Genomic DNA, 10,530 nt, shown 5'->3' with positions numbered 1-10,530 from the left:
CCGCCGGGGAGGTACGCGTCGGCGTCCTCCCCGGCGGCCCGGGCCGCTCAGTGGCCGGCCCGCACGGCCCCCTCCCCCCGCAGCGTCCGCCCGGCCTGCCGCAGCAGCAGCGAGTCGCAGATCTCGCCGGAGCGGACGGCCAGCGTGGACAGCAGCGAAGAGGTCAGGCCGTGGGTGTGCTCCGTCCCGCCCTGGAGGTAGATCCCGACCTCCACCCGATTTTCCGTCAGCACCCGGTGGTCCCGGTCCACCCGCAGCCGCCCCTGCCCGTCGGTCAGGCAGGACGCCGCCAGCGGCCCCAGCAGCGCGTGGGGGTCGACGTGCGCGTACCCGGTCGCCAGGACGACCGCGTCGCAGTCGAGCACCCGCTCCTCGCCGGTCGTCAGCGAGCGCACCACCGCCCGCGCGCCGTCCGCGTCGTGCTCCACCCCGGTCAGCCGGGTGGCGTTCAGGACCCGCAGCCGCTCCCGGCCCGCCACCTTCTCGTCGTAGACCACCCGGTAGAGCTGCTCGATCAGGTCCCGGTCCACCACGGCGTAGTTCGTGTTGGCGTGGTGGTCCAGCAGGGCCCGCTTCGCCTCCTCGGGGGCCCGGTAGAACTCGTCGACGGCGGACGGGTCGAAGATCCGGTTGGCGAACGGGCTGTCGTCGGCCGGACTGTAGCCGTACCGCGTCAGCACGGCGCAGATCTCCGCCTCCGGGAAGGTCCGGTGCAGGTACTCGACCGCCTCCGCGGCCGACTGGCCCGCGCCGACCACGGCGATCCGGCGGTGCCGCAGCGCGTCGGCCCGGCCCGCCAGAGCGGGCGCGCGGAGCAGCAGGTCACGGGTGTGCCACACCCGCTCGCCCGCCTCCACCCCGGCGGGCAGGCGCGGGGTCAGCCCGGTCCCTATGACCAGGTTGCGGGCCCGGACGGCCTCCCGGCCGCCCGCCCCGCCGCCGGCCGGCTCCGAGACGACCTCCACCTCGCCGACCCTGCCGTCCGACTCCACCGGCCGGACCCCGACGGCCTGCCGCCCGTACGCGGTGATCCCCGCGAACTGCGCGGCGCACCACTCGAAGTAGCCGTGGAACTCCCGCCGCGTCGGGTGGAAGGTCCGGAGGTTGATGAAGTCCGCGAGCCGCCCCTGGCCCTCCAGGTAGGAGAGGAAGGTGAACCGGCTTCGCGGGTCCCGCAGCGTCACGAGGTCCTTGAGGAAGGACACCTGCATGGTCGCGCCGTCCAACAGCATGCCGCGGTGCCAGCCGAACCGTTCCTGCCGCTCCAGGAACCGGGCCCGGACCGGCCGCTCCGGGCTGCGCCGGTTGTGGTCGTCGACCGCGATGGCCAGGGCCAGGTTGGCCGGGCCGAACCCGACCCCGACGAGGTCCGCGACACCGCCTCCGCGCTCGGCCGGGCTGTCATCTCGCGCCATGGTGGTCCTTCCGACTGATCGATCGTTCGCGGGGACCGGGCCGCGGCGAGCCGCGCCCGGAACCCTGCGACATTTTATTAGGTAAGCCTTACCTTAGTTTGTTCATCATCGCAGGGGAGTCAAGCTCACCGCCCGCCGGCCCGGGACCGTCGCCGCCCCGCGCCGCCCGGGGGCGCACGGTTCACCGATTCCGCGATCCATGCCTCTACAGGCACCGGCGGCCGGCACCGGGGGCACGGGTCCGGGGCACGCGTTGACGCTCCGTCACACCCTGCCCAAGGCTGTCCGCGGGCCGGTGAACGGCCCGCGCCTCCCCCTTGCCACAGCCCTTTCAGGAGTACCGATGAGCAGGATCAAGACCGCCGCCGTGGCCCTCGCCACGCTGACCGCCCTCGCCCTGGGCGCCTCCCCGGCCGTGGCCGCGGGCGACCGTGACACGGCCCAGCCGGTGCCCAGGCCCAAGACCTGCAACGCCAGCGGCGGCGCCTTCTTCTGCGGCGGCGACTACGGCGACGGCAAGACCTACGTGACCCTCAGCGACGGCACCAAGCAGCTGTTCGTCATCGGCACCGACTTCAACGTGTGGACCACCTGGTTCCCGCCGAAGGGCGGCCAGGCCCCGTGGATGTCCCTCGGCGGCGACCACGACTTCGCCAACAAGGTGAAGATCACCAACCGGAAGGGCAACGCGTTCACCATCGGCGCGCGCTCCTTCACCATCGGTGCCGACCTGAACCGCGACCGCGACGCCGGCGGCAACTGGGGCTACTGGTGGACCCGCGCCGTTCCGCGCGGCTGATCCTCCGGAACCTCCCGCAGGACGCCGAACGCCCCGGCGGACACCGTCCGCCGGGGCGTTCCCGCGCCGCCGGGCGCGGCTACGCCTCCTCCACCGGGAACCGGGCGTCGACCGCGGGGCTTCCCGCCCGCGACAGCGGGAAGGGCTGACTGGCGGCCCCGGTGGCCCAGCCCCCCACAGCCCAGCACCCACAGCCCAGTACCCTCGGCTCGGCCCCCGCGGCTCAGGCGCCGGCGGGGAGGCCGTCGGCGAGGCGGACGGCGACGGTGTGCCCGGTGCGGACCAGCCGCAGCATGGGGCAGCGGGCGTCGGCGGTGGCGAGCAGCTCGGCGAGGACCTGCGGTCCGGCCGCGCCGCCGAGCTCGACCTCCGCGGTCAGGTCGTAGGGGACGGCGGGCGCGTCGGTCGGCACGCCGAAGAACCGGGCGTCGTTGTTGCGCGCCCTCACCCGGACCTCGACGCGGTCCAGGGCGACGCCGTCGAGCGCGGCGACGCACAGGATGGTGTGCGTCAGGCAGGTGCTGACGACCGCGCAGAACAGCTCCGGCGAGGACGGACCGAGCCCGAAGCCGCCGATGTCGGGCCCGCCGTCGCCGATGAGGGACCAGTCCCCCACCCGGACCTTGCGGACCCCGGTGGCGTCGTCGGCCACGCAGACCGCGCCGACCTCCTCGTCCCAGTCCGCGCTGTCCGGCCGGCGGCGGGCGGCGTCGCGCATGGCCTCGCCCTTGTCGCGCAGGTGGTCGGCCAGGCCCGGTGTGCGGACCGCAGGTATGTGTGTCATGGCCCGAGCGTACGGGCCGGGCCCCCGCACGGGGCGGGGGCTCCGGCAGGTTAGGGGGGTCAGGAGCCGGCGGTGGCGGCCTCCAGGGTGGTCGCCATGACGGGGCTGGTGAAGGTGTTGCTCGCGCCGCCCGGGGACTGGTGGTAGGAGCCCCACTTGAGGTAGTTGCGGTTCCCGTCCCAGGTGGTGCCCCTGAAGGTGTCCGCGCCGGTGGTGAAGGTCTGCTTGACGCCGTCGAACCAGAAGTCGATGGTGCCGTCGGTACGGCCGAGGCGGATCTTCAGGGCGTAGGAGTGCCACTGGTTGTTGACGGTCGGCGCGGTCCAGAGGGTGTGGGCGACGTGGTCGGTGTCCCACTCCTGGAGGCGGATGCGCCCACTGGTCGCGTCGATCTCGATCGGGTGGTTCGCGGTGCCGGCGCTCGGCGAACACTTGAGCTGGAAGACGTAGCGGCTGTTGGTGTCCGTGATGTTGAGCTTGGAGGACCAGCCGAGGAAGAAGGTCTCGCCCTCCTTCAGGTTGGGGCTCAGCGTCTCGCAGCGCTCCTCGCCGGCGGCCTGGAAGGCCCGCCAGACGTCGCCCTTGGCCGCGCTCCGGACGACCTTGAGGTTGCCGGGGGCGCACTGGACGGCGGCGAAGGAGGACGGGCCCTCGGCGGTGCTCGGGGTCCACAGGACCTGGCCGGCCGCGGCGGCGGAGGTGCCGGCGGTCGCCGAGACTCCGGTGACCGCGAGCGCGGCGAGCGCGACGGCCCCGGCGGCGGTCCTGCGGTACTGCGACGGAAGGGACATGCCTCTCCCCGGTGGGTGGGCGGCCGGGCGGACCCCGGCCGGGCCGGTCGGCCCGGCCGCACCGGAGATTCGACCACCTGATGTCCCGTCAGGCCAAGCGGGCCGGCCGGGCGAGGCCCTTTCGGGCAACGCCGCCGGGCGGCCCGGGCGCGCGCCCTACCGGGTGCCCCGCTCCCCCGGTGCCCCGGGGCCGTCGCCGGGGCCCGCGTCGTAGGAGGAGGTGCCGGAGTCCAGCAGCGGCTCCTGCGTCCTGAGGTGCGCGGGGGCGAGCGCGCGCAGCACGTGGTAGCCGGTGATGACGACCAGGGTGCCCAGCGCGATGCCGCTGAGGCTGAAGGTGTCGGTGAACTCCAGGGTGACGTTCCCGATGCCGATGATGATGCCCGCGGCGGCCGGGACCAGGTTCAGCGGGTTGCGCAGGTCGACGCCGGACTTGATCCGGATCTGGGCGCCGAGCAGGCCGATCATGCCGTACAGGATGACGGTGATGCCGCCGAGCACCCCGCCGGGGACGGCGGCCACGACGGGCCAGGATCGACGCCCTGGCCGCATCGAAGGCCGTCAGGCCCGGCCCGCAGCCGGGCTGCGGGCCGGGAAGTCCGCCAGGGGCCGGTGCTCCGGCACCACCGGCTCGGTGGCGTTCAGCGGGTGCGGCCGAGGTCCGTCACCCCTTCCCCCGGTCGTCGTCGTAGGCGCTGGTGCCTTCGTCCAGCAGTGGGCCGCTCCCGGACTGGGGGTGCTTCAGGTGGACGGGGGCCAGGGCGCGCAGGCCGTGATAGCCGAGCAGTACGATCAGGGTGCCCAGGGCGATGCCGCCGAGCTCGAAGTCGTCGCTGAACTTCAGCGTCACGTTGCCGATGCCGACGATGACGCCGGCCGCGACCGGCACCAGGTTCAGCGGATTGGTGAGGTCCACCCTGTTGTGGATCCAGATCTGCGCGCCCAGCAGGCCGATCATGCCGTACAGCACCACCGTGATCCCGCCCAGCACCCCGCCCGGGATCGCCGCGACGACCGCGCCGAACTTCGGGCACAGGCCGAACAGGATCGCGAAGCCGGCCGCGCACCAGTACGCGGCCGTCGAGTACACCCGGGTCGCCGCCATCACGCCGATGTTCTCCGCGTACGTCGTCGTCGCCGGACCACCCACCGCCGTCGACAGCACCGTCGCCGTGCCGTCCGCCATGATCGCGGCACCCATCCGGTCGTCCAGCGGATCACCCGTCATCTCCGAAACCGCCTTCACGTGCCCCGCGTTCTCCGCGATCAGCGCCACCACCACGGGCAGGGCCACCAGCACCGCGGACGCCTGGAAGCTCGGCGCGTGCAGCGACGGCAGACCGATCCAGTCCGCCTTCCCCACGCCCGACAGGTCCAGACGCCAGTGCTCCGTCGCGGCCCCGCCGCCGACCGGAGAGTGGATCTTCCCGAAGACCCGGTCGAACAGCCACGACACCACGTACCCGAACACCAGTCCCAGGAAGATCGCGATCCGCGACCAGAACCCCCGCAACACCACCAGCGCCAACCCCGTGAACGCCATCACCAGCAGCGCCGTCCACTGGTCCTGCGGCCAGTACGTCCCCGCCGCCACCGGTGCCAGATTGAACCCGATCAGCATCACCACCGCACCGGTCACCACCGGCGGCAGCACCGCGTGCACCACCTTCGCCCCGAGCCCCTGCACCACCGCCCCGCACGCCGCGAGCACCGCACCCGCCACCAGCAGCGCACCCGTCACCGTCGCCGTGTCCCCGCCCTGCGACTTGATCACCGCGGCCACGCCCACGAACGACAGACTGGAGCCCAGGTACGACGGGATCCGGCCCTGCGTCACCAGCAGGAAGAACACCGTTGCCACACCCGACAGCATCACCGCGAGGTTCGGATCCAGCCCCATGAGAATGGGTGCCACAAAAGTGGCCCCGAACATGGCCACCACGTGCTGCGCCCCGAGCCCGACCGTCCGCCCCCACGACAACCGCTCGTCCGGCCGCACCACGGCCCCGGGCCGCGGCGCACGCCCGTCCCCATGCAGCTTCCACCCGAACCCGACCTTCATCCCTTTTACCTGTTCCACTCGACCGTGTCCCGAAAGGCACCCCGGGACCGCACGCTGAAACCAACATGATCTCCCGGCCGCAGCGCAGGTTGCCCGAGGAGGGCTCTGGTGTCGGTCCCGGCGACGACGGCGGCCGTGCCCGACGAAGAGCGCTCAGCTCGTCGCCGGTACAGCACGGCGAACGATCACGGCCATGCGTGTGGTCATGCTGCACCAGCCCTGTCAAGGCCCCCGGTGATCGGTGGGAGACTCAAAGCGGCACAGTCACCGAGGAGTTGCACATGTCAGCGAGCAGCCACATCGGGCCGGCCCCGGACAGGTCCGGCTTCGGTGCACTGGCTCTGGGCCTGCTGGACGGGGCGGTGGAGATCCAGGGCCGGCTGGTGCAGAGGAACATCACCCGGGCCCGACGCCGACGGCACGAGGCAACACCGGGGTAGGTGATCCGGACGCTGGAGCGCTTGTACGTCACCGGCCGGGCCGCAGCGGGCGCCGCGACCGGAGGCCTCGCCGCCGCCCCGGGGGTCGGGACGGCACTGGCCGCGGCGATGTCCGGGGGCGAAGTCCTGACCGCCATGGAGCTCACCACTCTCTTCGCGCTCTCGGTCGCGGACGTCCACGGAGTCCCCCTCGACGAGGTCGAGCGCCGCCGGACACTCGTACTCGGGCTCATGCTCGGCGGGAGCGGCCGCCGGGTCATCGCGAAGGGCACCGATCGCACGGCCCGGCACTGGGCCCGGCGGATCGTCGCCGACGTACCCGTGCAGAAGCTGCATCGGATCAACCGCGTTCTGGGGAAGCACTGGGTGACGAAGTACGGGACGAAGCAGGGGGTCCTCGTCCTCGGCAAGCTCGTGCCGTTCGGCATCGGATTCGCCATCGGCGGCGGGGCCGACGCCCTCCTCGCCGGCGGGTGCGTGGGAGCCGGCAGGCTCGCGTTCGGCCCGGCCCCGAAATCGTGGCCCGTCGGCTGACCTGGAGCAACGCAGCGGGCGGCGGCGGAATCGGTGCGGTGCGACGACGGGCTCGGTGCGCTCAGCCGGTCCGTCCTCCTCGGTCGGGGTGTGCGCACCGGTTCCGGGACCAAGGAGGCCGGGATCGTCAACCCGGAGTGCGGTCGCGGGCGTCAACCCGCACTACCACGTACTACGCCGGGTGCTCCGGCCGACCTGTCGGGTGACGGCGATCCCGGCCCGTGGACGACGATCCCGGTCCGCCGGCCCGCGGCGCACAGAACCGGCCCGGGAGGCGGGGGAGCGGAATTGTCCGCGGATTGTCCGTCGATTGCCCGAAGGCGCCGGCGGGGCGCCCCCCGGGGGGCGGGCCGCCACGGATTGTCCGGCGATTCTCTCGGTGCCTCGAACTCCGGTGCGCCGCGGCGTTCGATGGACGTCGGCGCTCGGCCGTGGCGGAGCGCCGGTCCGCACCCGAACCCGACCCTCTCTCGAAGGAGCACGACATGTCACAAGCGACCGAGCACGAGCGCGGCACCTCCGTCCTGCAGCGGATGGCCCGCCGCTTCACCCGCCGGTCCGCCGCGGCCGCCGGCGCCGTCCTGCTGGCCACGACGGGCCTGGGCCTGGCGACCGGCGGGACGGCGCACGCCTCCGGCCACGGCGAGGGCTGGTACGGCGTCTGGGCGTCCGACGTCAACCTGCGCCGGGGCGGCGAGGGGTGCTACCTGTGGCCGTCCGTGACGGAGTGCTTCATCGTGGACGGCACGGTGAGCGCACCCGCACAGGTCTGGGTCTACTGCCAGACCGTGGGTGGCCAGGTCGTCGGGGGCAACCCGTACTGGGTGTGGGTGCGTACCGCCGACGGCCGCCGCGGCTACATAGCGAGCTACTTCATCGACAACGTCACCAACTGGATCGACGGCGTGCCGGACAGGTGCTGACCCCAACCCCGCGCTCCGGAGCCGGGCCCGTCCTCCCCCGGGCCCGGCTCCGGGCTGCACGTGCCCGGCCCGGGCGCTCGTGCGATCCCGACGAACGACCACCGCTCCGGAAGGACCACGTACCCTCATGTCCGTCAGCAGATTGCTCGGCCGGCTCGCGCGCCTGTGCGCGGCCGTCGTCGTGCTGGCCCTCCTCCCACTCGGCGCGGCCCCGGACGCCCACGCGGTCGACTTCTACCCCGTCGACGCGCAGCCCTGGGCCAAGGGCCTGCCGCTGTTCTGCAACACCAACTTCGTGATCGGCGTCCGGGGCTCGGGGGAGAACTCGCCCGAGAGTCCCGCCTACCCGGGTCTCGACCACATGGGCGACCGGGCCGGCGCCTACCTGCGCCAGGCGCAGATCGCCGGCCTCGACACCTCCTCGACCGACTTCTACCCGCTGCCCTACGAGGCTGCGGCCTTCAACTTCGACAATCTGACCAGCTGGACCGGGGACTCCCGCTGGGTCAAGTCCCGCAACACCGGCGTCATCCAACTGGTCCAAGTGGTCCAGAAGATGGCGACCCGCTGCCCCGACACCAGGATCGGCCTGATGGGGTACTCGCAGGGCGCCAACGTGGTGCACAACGCCATCGACCTGCTCACGCCCGCCGAACGCGCCCGGATCGGTGCCGTCCTGCTGATCGCCGACCCGCACAGCCCGGCGGGCACCACCTCCTACACCGTGCGCACCGGCTACCGCACCGGAACCACCGACAAGGAGAGCCAGGGCGGTGCGCTGGGGCCCCGTCTGCTGCCCGCCGACATCGCCGGCCGCAGCCTGGACTTCTGCATCATCGGCGACCTCACCTGCGACCCCATGGGGAGCACCAGTACGGAACTCGGCGCCGAGATCCACACCAGCTACCAGGCCTGCTGCGGCCAGACCGACTACCGGGTGAGCCTCGGCAGTTGGTTCGCCCGGCAGATGAGGGGGATCAGCGGTCCCCCGCCCGCCCCGACCTGGAACCCCGGTCGCCACTGCGGGCTCACCGTCGTTCCGCCGAACGACGCGGCGGGCCGCGCGGTGGAGTGGGCCTGCCGCGAGGTCAGCCTGAACACCTGGTACACCTGGGGCGGCGGCCACGGCCCGGCCCCCGGGCCGACCTACGGCTTCGTCGACACCTCCGACCCGGAGCGCAGCAAGAACGACCCGTACCGGCAGGGCTTCGACTGCTCGGGCTTCGTCCGGTACGCCTGGGCGAAGGCGGTCGGCTACGACCTGATGGGCCAGCGCACGGCCGCGCAGGAGTCCCAGCTGCCGGCCACCCAGAGGTTCACGGCCGCGCAGGGCACCGCGCCGCTGCTCCCCGGGGACCTGGTCTTCTGGGGCTCGCCCATCTCCCACGTGGCGATCTACCTGGGCGACGGGAAGATCGTCGAAGCCCGGGAGTCCGACACGCACCTGATGGTCAGCCAGTTCGCCAGTCACAACAACTACGCCGGTGCCGTGCGGCTCGCCCACTCGGGGACGGGCGGCGGGTCGGCCACCCACAGCACCTGGGGCGACTCGGTCAACGTGCGTGCCTCGGCCTCGCTGACGGCTCCCGTCGTGACCACGCTCAGCGGGCCCACGGCGATCAACGTGCAGTGCCAGAAGCAGGCGGAGACCGTCACCGCCGAGGGGTACAGCAACGACGCCTGGGCCTACCTGCCCGACCTCCGGGGCTGGATCAGCAACATCTACGTCCAGGGGGCGGCCTGGCTCGACGGAGTGCCCGCCTGCGACGGGTCGAGCGGTGGTTCGGGCCGCTTCCAGACCTGGGCCACCGGTGTGAACGTCCGTCCGTTGCCCTCGCGTGCCGGTACCCCGGTGGCGACGTTCTCGGCGCCCATGTCGGTGGCCGTCCAGTGCCAAAAGCACGCCGAGACGGTCAGCGCGGAAGGGTACACCAACGACGCGTGGGCCTACCTGCCGGACTACCGGGGCTGGGTCAGCAACATCTACGTCCAGGGCCCCGACTGGCTGCCGGGCGTGCCCGCCTGCGACGGCAACACGGGTTCCGGCAACGGCCGGTTCAGCACCTGGGGATCGGGAGTGAACACCCGCCAGCGGCCCACCGTCTCGGCACCGTTGGGGCCGGTGTTCGCCGGGCCGACCCAGGTGACGATCTCCTGCCAGCAGCACGCGGAGACCGTCACGGCGGAGGGCGTCACCAATGACGCCTGGTCCTACCTGCCCGACCACCAGGCCTGGATCAGCAACATCTTCCTCCAGGGGCCGGCCTGGCTGGACGGGGTCCCGCCCTGCGGCGGCAACGGCACGTCCACCGGCAACTCCGGCTTCACCATGTGGGGTTCGGGCGTGCAGGTGCGCCAGGACGCCTCGACGAGCACCGCGGCCGTCCACACCTTCGCCGGCCCGGCCACCGTCCGGGTGCTCTGCCAGGACCGCGGGCAGTCGGTGACGGCGGAGGGCGTCACCAACAGCGCGTGGTCGTACCTTCCGGACTACGGGGGCTGGATCAGCAACATCTTCCTCCAGGGGCCGGCCTGGCTGGACAACGTGCCGGCGTGTGCGAGCCGTCGGCCGGGCGACCCGCCGAACGTGGTCTGACGGGGACGGGTGGGGCGGTCGGCGCTGCGGGCCGACCGTCCGGGGCCCGTCACCGGGTGCCCGCCACTCCGTGGGAGCGGCGGGGGCCCCGCGGGGGGGGGGGGGCCCCCGGGGCGGGGGCGGGGGCGCGCACCCCGGCCCGGGGGGGGTGGGGCCCGCGGGGGGTGGGGTATAAACAAAAGAACC

The 10,530-nt window shown here is 72.9% G+C and carries 9 protein-coding genes and 1 pseudogene; 5 read left to right on the top strand and 5 right to left on the bottom strand.

The features are described 5' to 3' along the window. Positions 1-47: 47 nt before the first annotated feature. Complete coding sequence (locus ACFCX4_RS30095) at positions 48-1,415, bottom strand: lysine N(6)-hydroxylase/L-ornithine N(5)-oxygenase family protein (protein WP_376149203.1); 1,368 nt, start codon at positions 1,413-1,415, stop codon at positions 48-50. Positions 1,416-1,758: 343 nt separating this feature from the next. Here ACFCX4_RS30095 and ACFCX4_RS30090 point away from each other — a divergent pair, with 343 nt between their 5' ends. After that, positions 1,759-2,214: a hypothetical protein gene (locus ACFCX4_RS30090; RefSeq protein ID WP_376149200.1), complete on the top strand. Its 456-nt coding sequence runs from the start codon at positions 1,759-1,761 to the stop codon at positions 2,212-2,214. A gap of 223 nt (positions 2,215-2,437) precedes the next feature. On the opposite strand, the gene ACFCX4_RS30085 is transcribed toward ACFCX4_RS30090, so the two are convergent. The 4 genes and pseudogenes from ACFCX4_RS30085 to ACFCX4_RS30070 form a co-directional block, all read right to left on the bottom strand. After that, positions 2,438-2,998 carry an OsmC family protein gene (locus ACFCX4_RS30085; protein WP_376149197.1) on the bottom strand — a complete coding sequence of 187 codons (561 nt, stop codon included), beginning with the start codon at positions 2,996-2,998 and terminating at the stop codon, positions 2,438-2,440. 59 nt (positions 2,999-3,057) lie between these two features. Continuing rightward, positions 3,058-3,789, bottom strand: coding sequence for a heparin lyase I family protein (locus ACFCX4_RS30080; RefSeq protein WP_376149194.1), 732 nt, complete (start codon positions 3,787-3,789; stop codon positions 3,058-3,060). Positions 3,790-3,945: 156 nt separating this feature from the next. Beyond that, positions 3,946-4,314, bottom strand: a pseudogene (locus ACFCX4_RS30075) (nitrate reductase); the annotation flags it as partial. Positions 4,315-4,453: 139 nt separating this feature from the next. Beyond that, positions 4,454-5,851 (bottom strand): uracil-xanthine permease family protein, encoded by a 1,398-nt coding sequence (locus ACFCX4_RS30070; RefSeq protein ID WP_376149192.1) that lies wholly within the window; start codon positions 5,849-5,851, stop codon positions 4,454-4,456. Between the two features lie 281 nt (positions 5,852-6,132). On the opposite strand from ACFCX4_RS30070, the gene ACFCX4_RS30065 reads away from it, so the two are divergent. From ACFCX4_RS30065 to ACFCX4_RS30050, 4 genes are all read left to right on the top strand, one after another. Further along, complete coding sequence (locus ACFCX4_RS30065) at positions 6,133-6,291, top strand: hypothetical protein (RefSeq protein WP_376149189.1); 159 nt, start codon at positions 6,133-6,135, stop codon at positions 6,289-6,291. Beyond that, positions 6,292-6,825: a hypothetical protein gene (locus ACFCX4_RS30060; protein ID WP_376149186.1), complete on the top strand. Its 534-nt coding sequence runs from the start codon at positions 6,292-6,294 to the stop codon at positions 6,823-6,825. Positions 6,826-7,310: 485 nt separating this feature from the next. Next, entirely contained in the window at positions 7,311-7,748 is a 438-nt protein-coding gene (locus ACFCX4_RS30055) for a hypothetical protein (protein ID WP_376149184.1), read from the top strand. Positions 7,749-7,875: 127 nt separating this feature from the next. Then, entirely contained in the window at positions 7,876-10,344 is a 2,469-nt protein-coding gene (locus ACFCX4_RS30050) for a cutinase family protein (protein WP_376149181.1), read from the top strand. The last annotated feature ends 186 nt before the right edge of the window (positions 10,345-10,530 follow it).

It is taken from the genome of Kitasatospora sp. NPDC056327 (genome assembly GCF_042261735.1).
In the GTDB taxonomy this organism is placed as follows: Bacteria; Actinomycetota; Actinomycetes; order Streptomycetales; family Streptomycetaceae; genus Kitasatospora.
Note: the sequence above shows the minus strand (reverse complement) of the source record. Positions and strands in the feature narration are given on the sequence as shown.

Coding starts and splice junctions, on each gene's coding strand:
- ACFCX4_RS30095 (WP_376149203.1), bottom strand. CDS start 1,415: ATGGCGCGAGATGACAGCCCGGCCGAGCGCGGAGGCGGTGTCGCGGAC.
- ACFCX4_RS30090 (WP_376149200.1), top strand. CDS start 1,759: ATGAGCAGGATCAAGACCGCCGCCGTGGCCCTCGCCACGCTGACCGCC.
- ACFCX4_RS30085 (WP_376149197.1), bottom strand. CDS start 2,998: ATGACACACATACCTGCGGTCCGCACACCGGGCCTGGCCGACCACCTG.
- ACFCX4_RS30080 (WP_376149194.1), bottom strand. CDS start 3,789: ATGTCCCTTCCGTCGCAGTACCGCAGGACCGCCGCCGGGGCCGTCGCG.
- ACFCX4_RS30070 (WP_376149192.1), bottom strand. CDS start 5,851: ATGAAGGTCGGGTTCGGGTGGAAGCTGCATGGGGACGGGCGTGCGCCG.
- ACFCX4_RS30065 (WP_376149189.1), top strand. CDS start 6,133: ATGTCAGCGAGCAGCCACATCGGGCCGGCCCCGGACAGGTCCGGCTTC.
- ACFCX4_RS30055 (WP_376149184.1), top strand. CDS start 7,311: ATGTCACAAGCGACCGAGCACGAGCGCGGCACCTCCGTCCTGCAGCGG.
- ACFCX4_RS30050 (WP_376149181.1), top strand. CDS start 7,876: ATGTCCGTCAGCAGATTGCTCGGCCGGCTCGCGCGCCTGTGCGCGGCC.